Annotated in this window: 21 protein-coding genes; 10 read left to right on the forward strand and 11 right to left on the reverse strand. The window is 62.6% G+C overall.

The annotated features are described in order from the left end of the window. Window positions 1-9 precede the first annotated feature (9 nt). From E0W60_RS32850 to E0W60_RS32875, 6 genes are all read left to right on the forward strand, one after another. A complete protein-coding gene (locus E0W60_RS32850; RefSeq protein WP_135706967.1) occupies window positions 10-1,125 on the forward strand; it encodes a dihydrolipoamide acetyltransferase family protein in 1,116 nt (371 codons plus the stop codon). Further along, entirely contained in the window at window positions 1,122-1,370 is a 249-nt protein-coding gene (locus tag E0W60_RS32855) for an acyl carrier protein (protein WP_133092807.1), read from the forward strand. Before E0W60_RS32850 ends, E0W60_RS32855 begins: the two co-directional genes overlap by 4 nt. A gap of 183 nt (window positions 1,371-1,553) precedes the next feature. After that, on the forward strand, window positions 1,554-1,742 hold the full coding sequence (locus tag E0W60_RS32860) for a hypothetical protein (protein ID WP_133092808.1): 189 nt from the start codon (window positions 1,554-1,556) through the stop codon (window positions 1,740-1,742). Continuing rightward, entirely contained in the window at window positions 1,735-4,569 is a 2,835-nt protein-coding gene (locus E0W60_RS32865) for an AMP-binding protein (RefSeq protein WP_135706968.1), read from the forward strand. Before E0W60_RS32860 ends, E0W60_RS32865 begins: the two co-directional genes overlap by 8 nt. A 295-nt stretch (window positions 4,570-4,864) precedes the next feature. Then, window positions 4,865-5,287: an Hsp20/alpha crystallin family protein gene (locus E0W60_RS32870; protein ID WP_133092993.1), complete on the forward strand. Its 423-nt coding sequence runs from the start codon at window positions 4,865-4,867 to the stop codon at window positions 5,285-5,287. Between the two features lie 284 nt (window positions 5,288-5,571). Continuing rightward, window positions 5,572-6,219, forward strand: a complete 648-nt coding sequence (locus E0W60_RS32875; protein ID WP_135706969.1) for a BON domain-containing protein — start codon at window positions 5,572-5,574, stop codon at window positions 6,217-6,219. Between the two features lie 418 nt (window positions 6,220-6,637). Here the strand turns inward: E0W60_RS32875 and E0W60_RS32880 are convergent, their stop codons facing one another. The 6 genes from E0W60_RS32880 to E0W60_RS32905 all read right to left on the reverse strand — a co-directional run bounded on the left by E0W60_RS32880 (window position 6,638) and on the right by E0W60_RS32905 (window position 12,585). Further along, window positions 6,638-6,865, reverse strand: coding sequence for a hypothetical protein (locus E0W60_RS32880; protein ID WP_240746044.1), 228 nt, complete (start codon window positions 6,863-6,865; stop codon window positions 6,638-6,640). A 301-nt stretch (window positions 6,866-7,166) separates the two neighbouring features. Beyond that, complete coding sequence (ald, locus tag E0W60_RS32885; RefSeq protein WP_135706970.1) at window positions 7,167-8,282, reverse strand: alanine dehydrogenase; 1,116 nt, start codon at window positions 8,280-8,282, stop codon at window positions 7,167-7,169. A 194-nt stretch (window positions 8,283-8,476) separates the two neighbouring features. Beyond that, window positions 8,477-10,216 (reverse strand): PAS domain-containing sensor histidine kinase, encoded by a 1,740-nt coding sequence (locus E0W60_RS32890; protein ID WP_135706971.1) that lies wholly within the window; start codon window positions 10,214-10,216, stop codon window positions 8,477-8,479. Between the two features lie 136 nt (window positions 10,217-10,352). Beyond that, window positions 10,353-11,285, reverse strand: coding sequence for a 1-phosphofructokinase family hexose kinase (locus E0W60_RS32895; RefSeq protein WP_135706972.1), 933 nt, complete (start codon window positions 11,283-11,285; stop codon window positions 10,353-10,355). 139 nt (window positions 11,286-11,424) lie between these two features. Further along, window positions 11,425-12,057, reverse strand: a complete 633-nt coding sequence (locus E0W60_RS32900; RefSeq protein WP_135706973.1) for a hypothetical protein — start codon at window positions 12,055-12,057, stop codon at window positions 11,425-11,427. A gap of 87 nt (window positions 12,058-12,144) precedes the next feature. Beyond that, window positions 12,145-12,585, reverse strand: coding sequence for a universal stress protein (locus E0W60_RS32905; protein ID WP_135706974.1), 441 nt, complete (start codon window positions 12,583-12,585; stop codon window positions 12,145-12,147). Window positions 12,586-12,951: 366 nt separating this feature from the next. Here E0W60_RS32905 and E0W60_RS32910 point away from each other — a divergent pair, with 366 nt between their 5' ends. Continuing rightward, window positions 12,952-15,249, forward strand: a complete 2,298-nt coding sequence (locus E0W60_RS32910) for a heavy metal translocating P-type ATPase (RefSeq protein ID WP_135706975.1) — start codon at window positions 12,952-12,954, stop codon at window positions 15,247-15,249. Window positions 15,250-15,300: 51 nt separating this feature from the next. Here the strand turns inward: E0W60_RS32910 and E0W60_RS32915 are convergent, their stop codons facing one another. After that, window positions 15,301-15,822 (reverse strand): carboxypeptidase-like regulatory domain-containing protein, encoded by a 522-nt coding sequence (locus E0W60_RS32915; protein ID WP_240746045.1) that lies wholly within the window; start codon window positions 15,820-15,822, stop codon window positions 15,301-15,303. Window positions 15,823-16,447: 625 nt separating this feature from the next. Between E0W60_RS32915 and E0W60_RS32925 the strand changes: the two genes are divergently transcribed. Together E0W60_RS32925 and E0W60_RS32930 are read left to right on the forward strand one after the other, a co-directional pair. Further along, window positions 16,448-16,690, forward strand: coding sequence for a hypothetical protein (locus tag E0W60_RS32925; protein WP_133092817.1), 243 nt, complete (start codon window positions 16,448-16,450; stop codon window positions 16,688-16,690). Between the two features lie 200 nt (window positions 16,691-16,890). After that, a complete protein-coding gene (locus E0W60_RS32930) occupies window positions 16,891-17,166 on the forward strand; it encodes a DUF3606 domain-containing protein (RefSeq protein WP_135706976.1) in 276 nt (91 codons plus the stop codon). A gap of 56 nt (window positions 17,167-17,222) precedes the next feature. On the opposite strand, the gene E0W60_RS32935 is transcribed toward E0W60_RS32930, so the two are convergent. Both E0W60_RS32935 and E0W60_RS32940 read right to left on the reverse strand, forming a co-directional pair. Further along, entirely contained in the window at window positions 17,223-17,510 is a 288-nt protein-coding gene (locus E0W60_RS32935; protein WP_133092819.1) for a hypothetical protein, read from the reverse strand. Window positions 17,511-17,514: 4 nt separating this feature from the next. Beyond that, complete coding sequence (locus E0W60_RS32940) at window positions 17,515-18,354, reverse strand: universal stress protein (RefSeq protein ID WP_135706977.1); 840 nt, start codon at window positions 18,352-18,354, stop codon at window positions 17,515-17,517. Between the two features lie 256 nt (window positions 18,355-18,610). Here E0W60_RS32940 and E0W60_RS32945 point away from each other — a divergent pair, with 256 nt between their 5' ends. Next, window positions 18,611-18,778 (forward strand): hypothetical protein, encoded by a 168-nt coding sequence (locus E0W60_RS32945; RefSeq protein ID WP_240746046.1) that lies wholly within the window; start codon window positions 18,611-18,613, stop codon window positions 18,776-18,778. A gap of 208 nt (window positions 18,779-18,986) precedes the next feature. Here the strand turns inward: E0W60_RS32945 and E0W60_RS32950 are convergent, their stop codons facing one another. After that, complete coding sequence (locus E0W60_RS32950; protein ID WP_133092822.1) at window positions 18,987-19,265, reverse strand: DUF1488 domain-containing protein; 279 nt, start codon at window positions 19,263-19,265, stop codon at window positions 18,987-18,989. A gap of 39 nt (window positions 19,266-19,304) precedes the next feature. Beyond that, entirely contained in the window at window positions 19,305-19,757 is a 453-nt protein-coding gene (locus tag E0W60_RS32955; RefSeq protein WP_135706978.1) for a universal stress protein, read from the reverse strand. Between the last annotated feature and the right edge of the window lie 185 nt (window positions 19,758-19,942).

Here is a 19,942-nt window from a genome sequence, read left to right on the forward strand (position 1 = left end):
GAGGACAACATGATCGAATTCCGCCTCCCCTCGCTGGGCGCAGACATGGACGAGGGTACGCTGCTCGAATGGGCCGTGCAGCCCGGCGACACCGTGAAGAAGGGGCAGATCATCGCCGTGGTCGACACCAGCAAGGCTGCGATCGAGGTGGAAACGTGGCACGACGGTGTCGTCGCCGAGCTTCTGGTTTCGCGGGGAGACAAGATTCCCGTCGGCACGTTGATGGCGACCCTCCTTGAACCTGGCGAAACACCAGGCGCCCTGCAGCGCGCATCTGGGGCAGAGCAGGCGAGCGGCACTCCGGGTCGACGCATGGTGTCCCCGGCAGCGCGCAAGCTCGCACTGGAACAGGGGATCGACGTCGCAGCCCTCACCGGCACCGGGCCGGGAGCCGCGGTAACGCTGGCCGATGTCGAGCAAGCGGCGCACAAGCCCTCCGCCACGCCAGGCGACCGATCGGCCGAGATCCGCAAGACAATTGGCGCCGCGATGGCGCGAGCCAAGCGCGAGATTCCTCATTACTACGTCGCAGAGACGATTCCGTTGCGGACTGCGCTCGCCTGGCTCACCCGTGAAAATGCTGGCCGATCCATGAGCGAGCGCGTCCTCCCAGCGGTCTTGCTGATCAAAGCCGTCGCAGTTGCGCTCAAGCGCTTCCCCGAGTTGAATGGATTCTTCCGCAACGGTGCCTTCAGCGCCGCAACGGCGGTGCACGTCGGGATCGCGATATCCCTCCGCCAGGGCGGCCTGGTGGCGCCGGCGCTGCTGCATGCCGACAGCAAGCCAGTTGCACAACTGATGCAGGAACTGGCCGACCTGGTCAGGCGCTGTCGCGCTGGTTCCCTCAGGCGTGCCGAATTGTCCGAGCCTACCATTACCATTACCAATCTCGGGGATCAGGGCGCGGAACAGGTGTTCGGGGTCATCTATCCTCCACAGGTGGCGCTGGTGGGTTTTGGTCGCATCATTGAGCAGCCATGGGTGGAAGACGGTGCGGTGACAGTGATGCCAGCCCTGACAGCCACCCTCTCGGCCGACCATCGTGTCTCGGACGGTCATCGCGGAGCACTCTTTCTCACCGAACTACGAGAACTGCTACGACATCCTGAGGAGTTTGACCGATGAACAACGCCAGTATCCGCGCCATCGTCGTATCCACGTTGCGCGAGATCGCCCCTGAAATCGAGCCGCAGGCCCTGCGCCCGGATCGTCCGCTGCGCAGGGAGGTCGATCTTGATTCCATGGACTGGCTCCGCTTCCTGCTCGCCCTGCACGAGACATTGAAAGTGGAAATCCCGGAGTCCGACTACAGCCGGCTCGTCACGCTTGACGATGTCGTTTCCTACCTGGAAGCCGCAGCAGCACGTTGAGCCTGCTTCGGGCCGAAGCCGAGAGAACGCCGTGTCCTGCACGCCCGGCACACATGGCACGGGAGGGAAGCCCTTCGCGGAACAGTGGTGGTACGTGTGCCGGCAGGCAAGCCAAAAGCATCGGGGGCAATCATGCCAGACTACTATGTGAACAGGCCGTCTCCCGGACCGAGACCCATCTGGGTGGAACGTTATCCCCCAGGCGCGCCTGCGGAGGTCGACGTCCATCGCTCTGCTTCGCTTGCCGACATGCTCGTGGGGATGAATACCCTGTTCAGGCTATTGCTCGACGCACCGGGTTTTGCGGAAGCCTGCCGGGCAAACGCCCGCAACCTCAAGGTGGCAGTTGCCGGCGGAAGACGCAATGAATGACAGGCGCGATCCTACTATCCCTTGTGCCCCCCAACCGGGGCTTGCCGATGCGCAACGCCTGCTTGGCATCGTACGCGCGCTGGCGGCTGAGCTGCGGCCCGGTGCGCAGGACGTCAGCACGTTGGGGATAGATCATTCGCTCGAGCGCGATTTCGGCCTGGACAGCTTGGCGCGGGCGGAGCTGCTGACACGTATCGAGCACGAATATGGCAGCAGGATCAATGAAGAAGCACTCATGGCCGCCGATACACCTCGTGACCTGCTCAGTCTGGCAGCGCATGGGGCAGCAGCGGCCATTCCCGCCACGATGCCCGCGGTTCCCGTGGTGCAAGGTGCGGCCAGGACGGCAGCAGCCAACCGGCCGCCAGACAGTGCCGCCACGCTAATGGATCTGATTGACTGGCATGCGGCGTCGCATGGCGATGAGCTATACGCCACCCTCCAGGGGAGCGGCGACCTTAGCTACGGGTCAATGCGGGCGGGCGCGCTTGCCGTAGCCACTGGCCTGGCGCGGCAGGGCCTGGCTGCAGGTGACCGGGTGGCCCTTATGCTGCCGACCGGACGCGACTTCTTCGACGTATTCTTCGGCGCGCTTTATGCGGGTTGCATCCCCGTCCCGCTTTATCCGCCCGCGCGCCTTTCCCAGATCGAGGACCACATGCGGCGCAGCGCCGGGATCCTTGCCAATGCCGAGGCTGCCATCCTCGTGACTGCGCCACCGGCCAAGCCCCTGCTACGCCTGCTGCGCCCACAGTGCGCGGCGCTGCGCCAGATCCTGGCGCCTGCCGATCTCAGCGCCGCTGGTGACGCACCGAGCGACGCATGGCGCCGGCGAGCGGATGACATTGCCTTTCTGCAATACACTTCCGGCAGCACGGGCAACCCAAAAGGGGTCGTGCTGACGCATGCCAATCTACTGGCCAACTTGCGGGCGATGGAGCGTGCCGCGCATGTTACTGCGGCCGATGTCTTTGTGTCGTGGCTGCCGCTGTACCACGACATGGGCCTGATCGGCGCCTGCATGGGGAGCCTGCAGGTCGGATTCCGCCTGGTGCTGCTGTCGCCCACTGATTTCCTGACGCGCCCTGCCTCTTGGCTGTGGGCCATTCACCAGCATCGCGGCACGTTGTCCGCGGCGCCGAACTTCGCCTACGAGCTCTGCGCGAGCAAGATTGATGAAAAGGATCTTGCCGGCCTGGACCTAAGTTCGTGGCGCCTGGCATACAACGGTGCTGAGCCGGTCAGCTCCGAAACCATTGACAGCTTTACCGCACGCTTTGCCAGGTATGGCTTCGATCGCGCCGCCATGACCCCTGTATACGGCCTCGCCGAGTGCTCGGTCGGACTCGCGTTCCCGCCGGCAGGACGTGGGCCGTGCGTCGACCAGGTCGATCGGGAGACGCTCGCGCGCCAGGGTATCGCCCGTGCGCCGGACCGGTCGGAGCGCAAGGCGCTCAAGCTGGTCTCCAGCGGCCTGCCGTTGCCGGGACATCAGATCCGCATCGCCGATCTAGCCGGCCACGAGTTACCCGAACGCTCCCTGGGGCATGTCCAGTTCCAGGGCCCGTCCGCGACCACGGGCTACTTCCGCAACCCCGACGCCACGGCGGCCCTGTTCGATGGCCCATGGCTGAAGACCGGCGACATGGGCTATATCGCAGCCGGCGAGCTTTATCTGGCAGGGCGCCTCAAGGACATCATCATTCGCGCCGGCCAGCACCTGTTTCCGCAGGAACTCGAGGAGGCGATCAGCCGGGTAAGCGGTGTGCGCAAGGGCGGTGTCGCGGTCTTCCCCGCCACCGATGCGCGCTCCGGTACCGAGCGCCTGGTCGTTCTGGCCGAGACCCTTGAAGAGAACGACGATGCCCGCAGCCAGATACGCACGGAAATCAGCCATCTGGCGGTCGATTTGATGGGCATGCCTGTCGACGAAGTGCTGCTGGCGCCGCCGCGCACGGTACTGAAGACGTCCAGCGGAAAGCTGCGCCGTGCCGCCTGCCGGGAGTTGTATGAACGGGGCGAGATCCATGGCACGCCGCGCGCGCCCTGGCGTCAATTGCTACGGATTGCCATCTCTGGCGCAAGCATCCAGTTCGCGCGCTTCCTGCATCAAGCTTCAGCGTGGCTCTGGGCTGCCTGGGTATGGACGGTTTGCGTTGTGTTTGCCCTGCCGGCTTGTCTGATGGTGGTGCTTTTGCCGGGGCGCCCACTGCGCCGGCGGAGCGCGCGAGCCAGCGCCCGGCTCGGCCTCGCGCTGACGGGGTTGTCTCCGAAGATCGAAGGCCTGCCCGAGCTCGGCCGGTCGGCACCGGTCGTCATCGTGGCCAACCACGCCAGCTACACCGATGTGATTTTGCTCACGGCAGTGCTGCCTCCCCACTTCACCTTTGTGGCGAAGCAGGAGCTGCAGCGGAGCCAGCCGCTGGCGCTGCTGCTGGGCAGGCTTGGCTGCGCCTTCGTTGAGCGCTTCGACCCCGCACGTGGGGTCGAAGATACCAGTGCGCTGGAGAAGCGAATCATCGGGGGCGAATCCCTCGTCTTCTTTCCGGAGGGCACGTTCCGGCGAGAGCCCGGACTGATGCCTTTTAGACTGGGGGCGTTCCGGTGCGCCGCCCGCGCGCGGGCACCGGTTATTCCCATCGCCCTGCTCGGCACTCGCTCATTGCTGCGGGACGGGCGCTGGTGGCCGAGTCATGCATCGTTGGCGTTCATTGCGAGCGAAGCGGTCTTCGCATCAGGCGATGACTGGCAAGCAGTATTGCGGCTGCGCGACGCGGCTCGCGACAAGATCCGCGCGAGGCTTCAGGAGCCAGACGCGGCAGCTTGATCCGCCATCTTGGGCGACTACCGCGCCCGCTTGAGTTGCTGGCCATCTTCGTGGCGGGCGTCGTGTAAGCAGATGACCATCGGCCCCCGGTACGGCGGAATCCTTGGGCGCTGAGTACCGGGAAGCGTTGCCTGCCCGTCCCGCTACACAAGTGGCGCGCTCGGCTTTCCGGATCGCGCGGTCGGGTTGGGGAGGCAATGCATGGCTCTTTGATGCAGAGCAAATCGAAACCGCCATCGCTTGCCAAAGTAGAAAGCACCCGGCGTGCACCGCGCCGTCATTCCAGGAGATCATGATGAGCAACCTAAGACGCTATGACCCCTTCTCGATCGAACCGCTTGGCGATGTGCTGCAGAGCATGTTGCGCAACTGGCGAATTGCGCCGGACACATCCTTGCCCTTCAAGGTCGACGTCGCCGAGTCCGACGCCAGCTACACCATCGCCGCTGATCTGCCGGGGGTGAAGAAGGAAGACATCAACGTCACCGTAGACCGCGGCACTGTGATGATCTCGGCCAAGCTCGAGAGGGCGTCTGAAGAACGGGAAGGTGATCGCGTGATCCGGCAGGAGCGCTACAGCGGATCCATGCAACGCGCCTTCACGCTGGGCGGCAACATCGATTCGGACAAGATCGACGCCAGCTTCCAGAACGGTGTGCTTCGGCTCGTACTTCCAAAGAAGGACGCTTCACCGCAACAGCGCGTCACCATCCGCTGAAGCCGGCGTGGCAACGAGATTGTGATGCGAGTTCAGGATATCTGTCCGACGAAGGCCGTGCGCATTACCATGTCCAACGCAGCGCTACTACCGGTACGGGTGCGGACCGGTGCCGCACCGACGTCGCCGAAGGGATGACGGGTGGGCTCGTGGCGATCTGCCATTGCCGACGGGATCCAGCGCCCCGGCGTGCCGACTCCGTTCCACGCACACTTCGATGGCCGCCCCAATCAATCTGTGGCAGTACTATTGTAACGGCGCCATATCTCATCAAGGTGCAAGAAATGAAATCGGATTACCAGGTTCAGAAGGACGTCGAGGAGGAACTCGACTGGGATCCCGCAATTGACGCGGCGTCCATCGGTGTTGAGGTCCATGATGGGATCGTCACGCTAAATGGACACCTGTCCAGTTTCGCTGAGAAGCTTGCAGCCGAGCGGGCTACGGAACGCGTCTCGGGCGTGCGCGGCGTCGTCGTCAAGCTTGACGTGAGTCCGCCCAGCGCTTTCCCCGACGAAGCCATTGCCCACGCGGCACGCGACGCATTGGAGTGGCACGTCCACGTGCCGTCGGACGCTATCAAGGTGCGCGTGGAGCGCGGCTGGGTCACGCTGTCCGGGAACGTCAACTGGGGCTACCAGAAGAATTTGGCTGAACGCACAGTGGGCCAGCTCCGTGGGGTGGTCGGGATCATCAACAACATCCGGATGAACGAAAGGACTGCGCCGCCAGATGTCGAGAATCGCATCGAGGAGGCACTACGCCGCCATGCCCTTCGCGAGGCACACCATATCAGCGTCAAGGTCAAAGACGGCACTGCCACGTTGACCGGCCGCGTGGATTCGCTGGCGGAGCGTCGCGCTGCCGTCGGAGCCGCGTGGTCTGCGCCGGGCATCTCGGCGGTGATCGATCAGCTGGAAGCCAGGCCGTGACGCCTGAATGGCGATCAAGTACGGAGGGCAATCACCGGGCACCCGGATAGCCACACGGCCTAGTATGCAGCTGAAGCGGCGGTTAGACGTGTGGCCGGGCTGAGTTCGGCATCACCGTTCATTAGAACGGCAAGGGACACGGACTGGGAAGACGACTGGTCGAGAAGATGAGGGCGCGCCCGCGTTCTTGCTTAGGGTTGCGTCATCGCAATCGGCGCGCACGGCCGTCAGCGTACGCTGGTAGCAGGCAAGCTGCTCGCCCCGTGCAAGCGACAGACGGCGGCGGCGTGGCGGCGTCCCATACCGACGTGCTGAGCGCGAGATATAGCCGGGCTCAAGCTAACGTCCGACCATCGAAGTTGCTGCGGGCGCGGCGCAAGCCGATCGAATAGGGCTTCGGGGTCAAGAATCCGGTCCGTCAACGGCCTCTGCTGATCGCATCGAGGAGTTGGCGGCCTTTCCCAGTCACGCGGATCTGCCTGCGCTCCGGTGTCGCAGCTTCGAGACGAACCAGCTGGCGCTCGACAAGGGTACCAATGTCGGCGGGGTCCAGCTCACGGTTTCCTTCCGCGTCACCGAGAACAATCAGGGCTGCTATCTCGTGCGGGCTCAGCATCTCTGTCTCCGGCAGTGTTTGATCGGTCATGCCTGGTACGCCGCAGCAGCCTCGCCTAGCCGCCGGGCCGGTCGCCGGCACGTGTCTGACACTATAGAAGTCGAGGGCCCATGGGAGTCACCAGATTCCGGTGTGTTTGCGCTCGATCAAATTGAATTGCCGCATTGAGCAGCACCTGCCTGGCTCGAATCACAGTCGCTTAAGCGGCCTAACTGTGAAGGCAAAATGGGTCCAGCTCATGGCAGGGTTGTTGCGGCGCCAGGTAAGCGCGAGACGGTAGCCGATTCTCGCGGGTCCTGGCGCCGGCCTGAGAACTCGGTCTAACCGTGCCTTACACCAGCACCTCTTCCGCAGGCACAAACGCACAGCCGTGCGCACGCGCGACTGCCGCATAGGTGACGTTGCCGCGACAGACATTCAAGCCGGCGCGCAGGCAAGGATCTTCTCCGAGCGCGCGCGACCAGCCCTTGTCGGCAATCGACATTGCATAGCCGATGGTGGCATTGTTCAAGGCAAAGGTGGACGTCCTGGCAACGGCCGCCGGCATGTTGGTCACGCAATAGTGCAGCACATCATCGACGACATAGATTGGTGCCGTATGGCTGGTGGGTCGGGATGTCTCAAAGCAACCCCCTTGATCGATCGCCACGTCCACCACCACCGAATTGCCCTTCATGCGGGCAACCATAGCGCGCGTCACTAGCTTGGGTGCTTCGGAGCCGGGCACCAAGACCGCACCAATGACCGCATCAGCCGTGAGGAGCGCGCGCTCGATGGAGTCCGCGCTGGAAAAGAGCGTGACTAGTCGATTGCCGTAGACAAGCCCCAGATGCCGCAGGCGATCGATGTTCCGGTCCAGTACTGTGACACGCGCGCCCATGCCCACGGCAATATGAATCGCATTGGTGCCCACCACGCCAGCGCCAATCACCACCACATGGGCCGGCGCAACCCCCGGCACGCCGCCTAGTAGCAGGCCCATGCCACCCTGCGGCTTCTCGAGATAGGCGGCAGCCACCTGCACGGACATGCGGCCGGCCACCTCGCTCATGGGCGCCAGCAAGGGAAGGCTGCCGTCCGGCGCCGCCACGGTCTCGTACGCAATGCAGATGGCGCCGGAGTTCAGCAAGTCCATGGTCTGCTCGCGATCCGCCGCCAGATGCAAGTACGCATACAGGATCTGCCCGGGCCTAAGCAGCGCCCGCTCGCCCGGTTGCGGCTCCTTCACTTTCACGATCATCTCCGCGGAGCCGTATACCTCCGCTGCATCTCCGGCCAGCTTGGCACCGGCCAGCACGTAGGAATGATCGGTAAGGCCGATTGCGGTGCCGGCGCCGGCCTGCACTACCACCTTGTGACCGCGGCTGACCAGTTCGCGTACGCTGGCCGGGGTGAGACCAACCCGGTACTCCTGATCCTTGATTTCCTTTGGTACGCCGATTCGCATAGCACTGGCTCACACTGGTGGCAATTACGGTTCCGCATAAGGTGCTTGAACCCGTCCACGGCGACCGTGGTTCTCGCCATTTCAAAAACACGCACGAGCACCTACATGCGCATGGCCGATGTGGTTCCCTTCGCGTTCAATAGCGCAAAATGCTTGCTGATATGTGAACGGCCGTTTCTCTACAAGGAGCAGGCTCATTCAAATGCCTTCCTTTCATAGGGAATCTTCACTTCCAGACAAAAGCCCTCTCCGGGCGCACTATCGACGGAGACTGTGCCGCCGAGTAAGCGTGCACGCTCCCGGATACCGAGCAGTCCGAGAGATTTCCGGGGCTCATCGTTGGCCGGCTTTTTGTCCCAACCAATACCATTGTCTTGCACCTGCAACTCCAATTGCCCTTGAGCACGCGTAACGTGAATATGCACGGCCGTCGCGTTGGCATGCCGGACGACATTGCTCAACGCCTCCTGGGCGATACGGAACATTGCAATTGCCACTTGCTCGGACACGTCGGCATCCGCGCCGTCGACAGTCACGGATAGCCCATAGCGTTTGGCGCAGTCATTGGCAAGCCACTCAATAGCCGGCAGCATCCCCAGCTCATCAAGCAAAGCGGGCCGCAAGTCGCTTGCTATTCGCCGCACCGAGGCCACGGTTTCGTCGATGACGACGTTCATGGCCGCAACCTCCTCCAGCAGGCATTCAATACTCCTTCCCTCTTTCAGGTCGGCGCCAAGCATGGCGAGATCCATTTTCATGGCACTCAGGCGCTGACCAAGATCGTCGTGTAATTCGCGTGCGATCCGACGCTTTTCCTCCTCGCGAGTGACGAGGATACTATCCGACAGGTGCTGCAATTCCTCGCGCGAATGCCGCATTGCCTCCTCGGCTCGTACGCGTTCGGTGATATCGCGCAGCATCACTGTGTACAGCTTGGTACCTCGATCGGCAACCTGTGAGATTGATGCTTCTATGGGAAACTCGCTGCCGTCACGCCGTAAGGCGTATAGCGCACGCTGGCGTCCCATTTCGCGGTCCGAAACACCGGTAACACCGAAGCGGCGAACATGCTCTTCGTGAGCGGGCCTGAAGCGTTCTGGAATAAAGTCGGCCAACGAACGACCGATCGCCTGGCCGGCAGGCCATGCAAACAGTTTCTCTGCCATGGGATTGAACTGGATGACCCTCTGGTCGCTATCGACGCTAATGATCGCTTCCATGGACGACCGAATGATGCCCGCCAAGCGCGCTTCGCTTTCCTTCACGCGTTGCAAATTCGTGCGAAGCGCCTCGTCGGCACGCGCACGTTCGGTAATGTCTCGCAGCATGACGGTGAACAGCCTGGTCCCGCCCTCAACCGTCTGCGAAATGGACGCCTCGATCGGGAACTCGCTGCCATCCCGGCGCAAAGCAAAGAGCGCGCGTTGACGCCCCATTTGCCGCTCCGACACTCCCGTGATACCAAATCGGCGCACATGCTCTTCATGAGCAGCCCGAAAGCGCTCGGGGATGAAGTCCCCAAGCGGCCGGCCGACAGCCAGTTCGGCTGGCCACGCGAACAGGGTTTCCGCCATGGGGTTGAAGAGCACCACGCGCTGTTCGCTGTCCACGGTGATAATCGCCTCCACGGATGAACGGATGATCGCCGACAAGCGTGCTTCATTTTCCACCACGTTGCGGCTTTCCCCACCCGACAGATAGCGGGATCGCCGCCGGTGAATCAGGAACAGGCCAACGGCAAATCCGATTCCGGCGCCCAGCGATGCGAACAGCGCAGACGAGACCTCCCAATACTGCTGGACTCTGGCTTGTAGCAGATACGACAGCGCCGCAAATAGCACGGCTGTGCCACTGCCGATCGCGATGTCGATAGCATTAGGAGGCAATCCTTTTAGCGACAGAGGCTTGCCCTCGGGGGCGAAAGGGCTAGTCATGCGGGGCAGAATCCGATCGATACGGTGCCTTTTAGGGCTATTCTGCACACCAATATAGCTTGCCTATTACCAATCGCAACCACAGAATGTGTCCTGCGCGACATATTTCTTGGCGGCGGTTGTTAGCAAGGAACGTCTAAGCCTGGAAATGTTGTTGGTATAGGCGATGAACATCTGGCTGCCGGCAAAGCCCGGTTCCTTTGCTGACCAACGTTGCTGAAGCCGCCGCCAATCCATAATGGAAAGCCTCGGAGACTGAAGTGTTACGGTTGAGGGCCCAAACCATTGCCCCGACGAAACTGTCCCCTGCCCCGATCGCGCTGCTTACAAGCGCAGGAAGCGCTTGTGCACGTAACGTAACATCCCGAGTGACCAACAGCGCGCCGAGCGGGCCGAGAGTGAGAACAACCATTTCGGCCTGGCCGCGCTCGACAATCCCGCAGGCGGCATCGCGCCATTCGCACTCGTGCAGCAACGGCAAGCCGGTCAATTCCCTGAGTTCCGCCAGGCTCGGTTTCACGAGAGTGACGCCCTCCTCCAGTACGGAAACGAGTGCGGGCCCAGAGGTATCGACGATGATCCGAATGCCGCGCGCGCGAGCTTCGCGTGCGAGTATCGCGTAGAAGTCCGCAGGAACGCCGGAGGGCAGGCTGCCGCTCATGACGAGGTAACGCGGCGGCGTCGGGAGGGCCTGGATGTACGCGATGCACCTCTCCCATTCGTTCTTTGCAACAAATGGTCCTGGCAAAATGAAGCGGAACTGGCGACCGGTCGAGGACTCGCTGACGGAGAAGTTTTCGCGAGTATCACCGGCAATCCCGAGGCAGACCGCTGGCACGTGCTCAGCCTCCAGCAACTGCTGCAACAACTGGCCGGTAGCTCCCCCGGCAAGAAACACCGCAAGGCAGTCGCCGCCGAGACGGTGAATTACCCGGGCAACATTGATGCCTCCGCCACCAGGATCTCTTCTCGCATCACTACACCTTAGCTTGCAGGTGTCGTTCATGCGGTCGACAGCAGTCGCGACATCCACCTGCGGATTTGGTGAAATCGTCAAGATGTCAGTCATTGGCTATAGCAAGCTGGTTCATGGTGCCCCCGCGCAACGTCGTAAAGCGTTTTGCAAGCGCCGTTTCTAACGAGCGTCCCGAGCGACCACACGCTGCCCTTCCGCTAGGTCGTTGGACGGATACCGAATCAGTGGAAGCTCATTGGGAAGCACGGCGTCCTTCCAGAAATGCCACTTCAACGTGGTCACCAACCTGCAGCTGCAGCAACGATGCCAGTCTCGCGGAAATGACCAGGCCGTCGGTACGGATCTCCCGGCGTCCCGATGTATAGCCCACCACCTCACGCAGTTCTGACCCGGCGTCGAGGCCGGTGACTTCCGCGCGCTTGGTCCTGTGGCCATGACGTAGCCAGACCGGCGCCACCCGGAAGCCCTCGGCGCGCAGGACGCCGGGAAACGCCGCCATATCGAAGACTGCGCTGTCCGGCTGCGTGTCGGCAAAGACGAGCGCCACGTCGTCGTGCTGGACTCTCCCGAACTGCAATGCGAGTATCTCGCCCACCCCGTCCAAACCGAACCTGCCAACGATCATGAGGCCCACGGCCAGAGCAATCCCAGTCATGGAGAGCAGGGCACGTCTCGACGCCTCACCTGGTAGCGCCCGGATCTGGTCGGCGACCAGCAGTGGCGCCCGCTTGACGCTCGCGAACACATCGGCAAACCGGTGTGCGGTGTAGTAGCGTTCCTGCGCCCGCATCAGCGAATGCCAGGCGCCCTGCATGCCAATCAATACAGCAACGCCGCAGCTCACCACCAGCGCGGTGGCAGCCATGAGTTGCGCTCTTTAAGCGAAACAGCAGTCTGCGACCTTTCGTGCCAGATCGGTCAGCAGCCGCGCGCATGCCGGCGTCCATGTTGCCTATGCTGGGCGGGCTTCAGGCTTGACCAGTACCACAGGGCATGGCGTGTGTGCGATGACGCGGCTCGCAACCGAGCCCACGATCGCATCAAGGAATGCGCCGCGCCCGTGCGTCCCCATGACGATGGCCAAGGCATTGATAGACCTCGCGTACGCGACAATACGCTCGGGAGCAAAGCCAACCAGGCCCTGCCATACCGTCGGCACGCCCGCATTTTGCAGGATGTCGATCACGGATTTCATAACGCGCGCGCTTTCCTCGGTATGCCAGGCCTCAAGGTCGCCCTTGCCGATGTAGGACTTTACCTCACCGGAAACGTCTGGCATACAGTGCACCACGTGCACGTGGAGGTCTTCCCTGAATAGTCTCCCCTTCGCGAGCCATTCCGCAGCGGCATCACTGTAGACTGAGCCGTCTGTTGCAAGGACAACATTTGCCATTTCACCCTCCGCTTCAGCATGGGCATGTCGAGCTTTGTCCAGCTCCGGTTGCCCTGAGTCGATTTCGATAACCGCCGCCTATGCATTGCCGACTGCACTCCTTCTTAACGTATATCCGCAGGAGGACTGGTACTTGACATACATCAACAGCGGCGCACCAACCGGACTGCACCAATCCACACACTAGATTCCGCGTCGGTTGGCACTTCCCAGGAGATGACCGACCGGGCGCATAATGATCACTCTCCGCCGCTCGCCATTGCTGCGCCATGATTGGCGACCCAGAGTGATGGGTCATCAGGCGAATGGCAACGCCACAAGCCCGCAGCAGGCGCTCGGGCGCTCCACCAGGGCCCTCAATGCCGTATGCGTACTGGATATCGCGACATTGACCTCGGTCTGCTGCCAGTCGCAGTTGGCACACTGAGTGGCGGCATGCTGCTGCTCGCCTTCGGCCATGATGGCGCCGCGGGCATGTCCTGGGCAGTGGGCGCATTGGCCACCACGGCAGCCTTGCTGGTTGCCATGGTGCGATCACTGCGGCGCAAGCAAGCTGGTGTCGATATCCTCGCGCTCCTGGCGATCGGGCTGGCGCTTATGCTTGGCGAGTTTCTCGCCGCCGCCGTGCTCGCCTTGATGATTGAAAGCGGCAAGGCACTGGAGGCTTATGCGCAGGCGCGTTCCCAGCGTGAGATGAGCGCTCTGCTCAGTCGTGCCCCGCAGTTTGCCAACCGGTTCGAGGATGGTGAATGGCGTACCGTCTCGCTGGAGGCCGTCCGACCGGGCGATCGCCTCCTGGTCCGACAGGGAGAATTGGTGCCGGTCGATGGCGCGCTGGTGGGACAGGCGCTGCTGGACGAATCTGCACTGACCGGAGAATCGCTGCCGGTAAGACGTGAACCTGGTGAGACCGCGCGCAGCAGTGTGCTGAATGCCGGCGCTCCATTTGAGATGGTGGCGGCCACGACCGCATCGGACAGCACCTTCGCCGGGATTGCCAGGCTGGTGCAAACCGCCCGCGCTGAACGCCCGCCCGCGGCTCGGCTGGCTGACCGTTACGCTCTGTGGTTCGTGCCAGTCACCCTGCTGGTTGCCGGGATCGCCTGGTACGCCAGCGGAGATCTCCGCCGGGCGCTGGCAGTGCTGGTGGTCGCTACACCGTGTCCGCTGATATTGGCGGTGCCAGTGGCAATTGTTGCCGGCATGTCGCGTTGTGCCCGGCACGGCGTGCTGGTAAAGGGTGGTGGTGCGCTGGAGCGACTGGCACAGGCCAGCATGCTGTTCTTCGACAAGACCGGGACGCTTACGCGGGGCAAGACGCGGCTGGCTGGCGTCGATTGCGCACCCGGCTGGGTGGCAGCGGACTTGCTGCGCCTTGCCGGCTCGCTGGCGCAGGCTTCTGGCCATGCCGCCGCGGAAGCGATTGCGACTGCGGCACGCGATCGGGGACTGCCTCTGGATCTGCCGTCGGAGGTGGCTGAGACCGCCGGTGCTGGCGTTTCGGGGCGCGTCGGCCGGCATGCCGTTGCAGTAGGCGTGCCTGCATTCGCCGGCGGATCAGAAAGCTGGCCGCCTTGGTGCAAGGCCGCGCTGCAGCGCGCGGCCTATGAAGGCGCATCAGTCTCGCTCGCGACGGTCGACGGCGTACTGGTCGGAGCACTGCAGTTCGAAGACCAGATACGGATGGAGACACCCCGCGCGCTGCGCTTGCTGCGCAAGGCCGGCATTCGCCGCCTGGCCATGCTGACGGGAGACAGGCGCGACGTCGCGGAGACGGTTGGCGCGATTCTCGGTGTCACGGAAGTCCATGCAGGCGTCAGCCCCGCCGAGAAACTGGCGAAGATCGAAGCGGCGCGCCATGATGGCATCGTCGTGATGGTGGGAGACGGCGTCAATGATGCGCCGGCGCTGGCGGCAGCGGATGTCGGCGTCGCCATGGGGGCGCGGGGCACTGCGGCGTCTTCGGAAGCCGCGGACGTCGTACTGCTCGTCGACCGCCTGGACCGGCTGGCAGATGCGATACGCATTGCCCGGCACTCGCGCACACTTGCCGCTCAAAGCGCCTTGGCCGGCATGGCCCTGTCTTTTGTCGCGATGGCGGCGGCTGCGCTCGGCTATCTTCCGCCGCTGGCGGGCGCAGTGTTGCAGGAGATCATCGATGTGTTGGTCATCGCCAACGCGCTGCGAGCGCTCCGCGCCGGCGAGCCGGTAGAGCAACAAGGGTTGCCCGCTGCCAAGGCCGCAAGCCTGGACCGAGAGCATATGGCGCTCGGTCCTCTGATGGAGGATATTCGCGGACTTGCGGACAGGTTGCCCGATCTGCCCGGACCGTCGGCCGCCACCGAATTGCGCCGTCTGTGCACTGCCCTCTGCACGACGCTCCTGCCCCACGAACAGCGCGATGACGCCGAACTTTACCCGCAACTGGCGAGACTCATAGGAGGGGATGACCCTCTGGCAGCGATGAGCGGCATGCATCGCGAACTCTTCCGACTGATTCATGTCCTCCAACGGATGGCGGACGATCTGCCGCCGGAGGGACCTGACGACAGCCGGACCAGGGAGTGCCAGCGGTTGCTCTACGGGCTCGAGGCGGTATTGCGTCTGCACTGCGCGCAGGAAGACGAGCTGTTCCACACACTACGCGAAGATGCGCGCGGATGACGTGGGTGTGTTCCCCGGGGGCGACTGGCCATCGTTGCGCCGTGCACAAGCTCAAAGGACCGCCGCAGCTGCGTGGTTTCCGTTTGCCAAGCGGCAGAACAGCCAGTTTTCTGCCGGCGTGTCTGCTGGCAAGCGAAACGTTAGATCGAGCGGCTGTCCGTCCACCACGATATCCGTCAGCTGAAGCCAATCTTGATAGCCGATGGCAAGCCGATAATCTCCCGCTGGAAGCTGCAGATAGAACATCGGTCCCGCTTCCATAACATGCAATGCCGAACCTCCGCTCCTGCCCACCAGAAAGACGGCAGTACCGTGTAGCGGCTCGCCGCGCGCGGCGTCCACAATGGTCAGCCGTACATTGAACCGGTCGGCAATGGCCAGCATGGCCTTCACATCGGCCTCGTCGTTCCCCCCGGACGCGTATACGACCTCGTGCCGCGCCATCGTGGGCATGCCGGCGTCCCATCGATTATCATAGAAGGCACACCCCGTGAGCGCTGCGGCCAACAGAGAAATTGTCACGACGCGCAGCTTGCCAGCGCCATTTATCATTACCGCCACCCATTCAGCCATCGCACCATTGCGTAGATTGCCGCCTTGTGGGAGCAAGCTACCGCAAGTCAAGCCCCTCTGCCTCTGGCACCAGTAGCACCGGACGAAGTGTAGTATGCGGCGGTACATTGGCTACTCGAGTTCTGTTCTGTCATACAGATCAAGGTAGTGCCCAGACTGGTAATGGCGTTGATCCGCATCAACCTGCCAGAGGGATTCAAAAGTCGTCTCAGCAGTACGAGGCCCAGCAACTGCGACACTGTGCCCGAATTGATGTAGCGCAACCCCGGCCCGGCCGCAACATCTAGATTGATCCATAGAGGCGTCGGGCACTGGGCACTGCCCCCTACATCGGAATGAATGTGAGCCATCCATGGAAGAACTGAAACCCTATGCGAGTCTTTCGCTGCTGCCACGGCGGGCGCCATGGCGCATATTTACCTCTATTGTGCTTCAGCGGCGCTAGCCGCCGTATTGCGTGGCTGGCTTAACCGGCGCCAATTGGCAGAGCATATGTCGCGAACGAAGACGAGGAACCGATTCTGTCCCAGACGATCAGCCGTCCGGCCTCCCACGCCAGTGCAGTCGCGTGAGCACGGCGTTCCCACATCAAATCAAGGGCATCCGAAATCAAGGAGACTCTGCCATGATCAAACACCTCGGCAGCGCGGAGCAGATCCGCGATGAAATTTCACGACGCGTGCAGGAAAACACTGACCTTGGTGAGGCTTTCCGCGATTGCAGCATCCCGTTGCCACGGCATGTCGACGCGGCGACCAATGGCGGCTGTAACTGGATCATCGATGCCTTTCCCGCAGTGCCGGCGAGTTGCCTTACGACTGTGAAAGCGGTGACAGCTGAAATGATGCGCGAGTACGACTTACGTTAGAAGCCCTTGCCCGCTTAACCGAACGACGTCGGCAAAGACAGGCCTGTTCATGGCACTTTGGCTTCGGGTTCTCCTGCCTCTTCGCGTTGCCGCTCATGGTGGCGCGGGAGGCTTTGCTTCGCTTTGCGAACGGATATGCCTGATGCACTTTGCCGCCCTGACATCCTCGTCCGCCGAAAAAAGAAGCATAGGAGCTAAGTATGATCGATGAAACGAGCGAACTCGGACCTCTGGATCCCGGGCGCGTCAACATGATGGATCCGCTTGAAGTGCAATACTGGTGCCGCGAACTGCGTTGCAGTGAGCGGCAGTTGGAGGAAGCCGTTAGGGCCGCGGGAGACCATATCGCAGCGGTGAGGGAAACACTGGAGGGGCCGGTCGCGGAAGAATCCAAGGCGGGCGCGCCTGATCTTGATAGCGCATTCAGGAACCGCGACGCCGCTCGCGGCACGCTCGGACGCTCGTTGCGTGCGTGAAGCTGGGACCATCCAGGATTGGCGAAGCGTAGCCCATCGCGGCAAGACGATCCAGATTAATACATCGCCGCTCGCACACGAATGCAGGCATCGAAGAAGTCCGAGGCACTGAAGCCGGCCGCTACGGCACGTGCTCGCCAGGCAGTGTACGTACGGCCTTGCACTTCGATATACCGCGAGCGAAGAAGCGGGTCGAAAGGAAACATGCCGTCGGCCGCCGGAAATAGCGGACGGCGGCACAGGAAATCACTCCAGAACGCTTGAGACATCGTGCGTAACGAGACTGCCGCTTTCGCCGTCGATTGCGACAGGCTTTCCGTAGCGTTCGCTTCTTCTATAGGCATGTTGTCAATGCGACATTAGAACCGGCACTGTCATCGACTGAAGCAGCGTTTTGGTGACGCCACCCAGCGCCAGTTCACGGACCCGGCTATGGCCGTACGCGCCCATGACAATTAGGTCGGCATTCCGGTCGGCGGCGTGCGAAAGCAGTCGTTGCCCGATGTCATTCCCATCCTCGTCCGGATAGCTGCGCAGTTGCGCGTTCACGCCATGACGGGCCAGCCACTCCACCGCATACTGCGGCGGTGACAGCCACGGTCCCTTTAGCGCGCTCGACGGCGTCCATGACACCACGTCGACGGTTTCGGCACGCTTGAGAAGTGGCAACGCGTCGTGGAGAGCGCGGGCGGCCTCTCGGCTGCCGTTCCACGCCACCAGGATAGTCTTGCCGGTGCTGGAGAACCACCCCGCGTAAGGTACGACCAGAACCGGGCGCCCGCATTCCAGGACGATGGATTCGACAAAGGCTGGTTCGGCGTACGCTTCTTCGTCGCTCGGGTCATGCTGTCCGAGGATAACGAGGTCGGCCAGATGCGCCTCTGCCTGGACGGTCGCCGCCGTGGCCCAGTCGGGTGCGAGCCATTGCGTTGTGATGACCGCCTCGTCGGTGGCATCCATTAGAGCATGACGTGCCCTTTCGCCTACCTGGTGCTGCCATTCATTGTACGAAGCGAGATAGCGGTCGCCATCGACGAGATAGCGAACGGAGGTGGGATCAGGCTTGCCAACCGCGAGCAAGCCCACCAGCCTCGACTGGAACTGCACTGCCAGTTGCGTAGCAAGGTGCAGACGCTGATACACGCGTTGGCTGGCGTCCAGGTGAACCAGGATCGTAGCGTAGTCCATAATTGTCTCCATCTGACAAGGCCGTGACAGAAGGCGCCAGACGCCGCTCGCAATCAGCGGAGGGCAACCAGCACGCTGGCGTCTTGCTCCGATCCCACGATTATGATTGTCTCCTAAGGGTCTACAGGACCCAGCCCCTGCTGGCGTCCGCTTCTCCTGGAGGATCCATGTGACTGAAACAAGGCGATCGTACAAAGGATTTCACATTGTTCTATGCGTGCCAGACCGCATCGAACCTGGCAAGCCTTGCGGTCGCGTGGATCTCACCGCGCCCGACGGTGGTCTCGGCATTCGTTTCACGCCAGACTGGCCCAGCCCACCCGCCAGCCCGCAACAGGCCCGGGAATGGCTCTTTGCCTATGCGGCCGGCATCGTAGACTGCGAGCTCGCCGGCGGCTTTGGCATCGACCTGCACCATGACTAGGGTGGTGCCGTGGCAGAAAAGCTCGCGTGCCGGTGCGGGACGGCTTGGCGCAGGCGCCGCTGCGCGCGGTTTCGGTGGCCGCCAAAGATCCGGGATCGACGTACAGGCCGCGCAAAACGCAACCAGCGCGGTGGCTGCAAGGATGCACCGTCCAAGGCGGAAGGCCGTACAAGGGCTTGAAATGCGCAATGTCATGGCAACGCCTTGATCAGACCGCAAAGCGGAAATGACCGCTGTGCAGCACGATATGCTTTGCCCCAGTCATCTCGAACAGAGCCCCAGCCACCCGTTCTATGTCTTGGCGGTTGCGGAGGAATGCTGGTACCAGGTCTTCGCTGCGGTACGACCGCGCGCCAAAATGGTCTTCAAGCGCCTCGGCGGTAATCTCATAGGTTGCCGGTACTCCGTCTACCTTCACGGGGCACTGCAAGCTGGGCCCGCTCGGGCAATATTCCGGCACATCGCCGGTGAAGTCGATCGTATGCATGGCTGAGTCGGGTAAATCCCCTCCGAGATTGCAGTCAGGCTAGGCGTCTTGGGCACGGATAAGCAGGACAGGCGCGAGTGCCTCGGCGACGACCCCGCGCGCAACGCTGCCCATGACCAGGCGGCGCACGCCCCGGCGACCATGTGTGCCCATGACGATCAGGTCGGCGCCCCAGCTGTTGGCTTCGGTGGCGATTGTGACGGCAATGTCGCCTTGAAGCATCGGCTTGCCGAGCAGCCGGGTGGCATAGCGGATGTGGCCCGCCGCCAGCCGGCTGCGCGCAGCGGCAAGTACGCTTTCGCCCGCGGTCGTGAGATCCTCCACCAGTCTCACCGGATCCAGGCCCGTCACATCCATGAACGGACTGCGGTCGTCGACGACGTAGACGACTTCTACTTCGGCGTCGGCGGCGCGGGCAATGACCATGGCCTGCTCCAGCGCCAGCTCCGACGCTGGGCCTCCATCCATGGCGACAAGGATGCGGTGATACATGGCGGCGACTCCGGGAGTTTCAGGCATTGGCCCTCGTGTCCAGCCGGGGGTTGACTTCAGCGTAGGACAGCCCACACTCTCGCAATTGATGCACATCAAGGCCCCTGCTGCGTGTTCTCTGCCAATGAGCACGTCCTTTCGGTTGACCGCGCCAGGGCTGGTGCTGCTTGAGCGCGACGTGCTCA

It is taken from the genome of Cupriavidus oxalaticus, assembly GCF_004768545.1.
GTDB lineage: Bacteria > Pseudomonadota > Gammaproteobacteria > Burkholderiales > Burkholderiaceae > Cupriavidus > Cupriavidus oxalaticus_A.

Excerpts from the sequence above, each read along its gene's own strand:
- E0W60_RS32880 (WP_240746044.1), bottom strand. The coding sequence starts at position 6,865 with ATGACCGATCAAACACTGCCGGAGACAGAGATGCTGAGCCCGCACGAG.
- E0W60_RS32930 (WP_135706976.1), top strand. The coding sequence starts at position 16,891 with ATGATCGATGAAACGAGCGAACTCGGACCTCTGGATCCCGGGCGCGTC.
- E0W60_RS32900 (WP_135706973.1), bottom strand. The coding sequence starts at position 12,057 with ATGGCTGCCACCGCGCTGGTGGTGAGCTGCGGCGTTGCTGTATTGATT.
- E0W60_RS32925 (WP_133092817.1), top strand. The coding sequence starts at position 16,448 with ATGATCAAACACCTCGGCAGCGCGGAGCAGATCCGCGATGAAATTTCA.
- E0W60_RS32865 (WP_135706968.1), top strand. The coding sequence starts at position 1,735 with ATGAATGACAGGCGCGATCCTACTATCCCTTGTGCCCCCCAACCGGGG.
- E0W60_RS32950 (WP_133092822.1), bottom strand. The coding sequence starts at position 19,265 with ATGCATACGATCGACTTCACCGGCGATGTGCCGGAATATTGCCCGAGC.
- E0W60_RS32910 (WP_135706975.1), top strand. The coding sequence starts at position 12,952 with ATGCGTACTGGATATCGCGACATTGACCTCGGTCTGCTGCCAGTCGCA.
- E0W60_RS32895 (WP_135706972.1), bottom strand. The coding sequence starts at position 11,285 with ATGACTGACATCTTGACGATTTCACCAAATCCGCAGGTGGATGTCGCG.
- E0W60_RS32855 (WP_133092807.1), top strand. The coding sequence starts at position 1,122 with ATGAACAACGCCAGTATCCGCGCCATCGTCGTATCCACGTTGCGCGAG.
- E0W60_RS32905 (WP_135706974.1), bottom strand. The coding sequence starts at position 12,585 with ATGGCAAATGTTGTCCTTGCAACAGACGGCTCAGTCTACAGTGATGCC.
- E0W60_RS32935 (WP_133092819.1), bottom strand. The coding sequence starts at position 17,510 with ATGCCTATAGAAGAAGCGAACGCTACGGAAAGCCTGTCGCAATCGACG.
- E0W60_RS32890 (WP_135706971.1), bottom strand. The coding sequence starts at position 10,216 with ATGACTAGCCCTTTCGCCCCCGAGGGCAAGCCTCTGTCGCTAAAAGGA.
- E0W60_RS32955 (WP_135706978.1), bottom strand. The coding sequence starts at position 19,757 with ATGTATCACCGCATCCTTGTCGCCATGGATGGAGGCCCAGCGTCGGAG.
- ald (WP_135706970.1), bottom strand. The coding sequence starts at position 8,282 with ATGCGAATCGGCGTACCAAAGGAAATCAAGGATCAGGAGTACCGGGTT.
- E0W60_RS32915 (WP_240746045.1), bottom strand. The coding sequence starts at position 15,822 with ATGGCTGAATGGGTGGCGGTAATGATAAATGGCGCTGGCAAGCTGCGC.
- E0W60_RS32940 (WP_135706977.1), bottom strand. The coding sequence starts at position 18,354 with ATGGACTACGCTACGATCCTGGTTCACCTGGACGCCAGCCAACGCGTG.
- E0W60_RS32875 (WP_135706969.1), top strand. The coding sequence starts at position 5,572 with ATGAAATCGGATTACCAGGTTCAGAAGGACGTCGAGGAGGAACTCGAC.
- E0W60_RS32870 (WP_133092993.1), top strand. The coding sequence starts at position 4,865 with ATGAGCAACCTAAGACGCTATGACCCCTTCTCGATCGAACCGCTTGGC.
- E0W60_RS32850 (WP_135706967.1), top strand. The coding sequence starts at position 10 with ATGATCGAATTCCGCCTCCCCTCGCTGGGCGCAGACATGGACGAGGGT.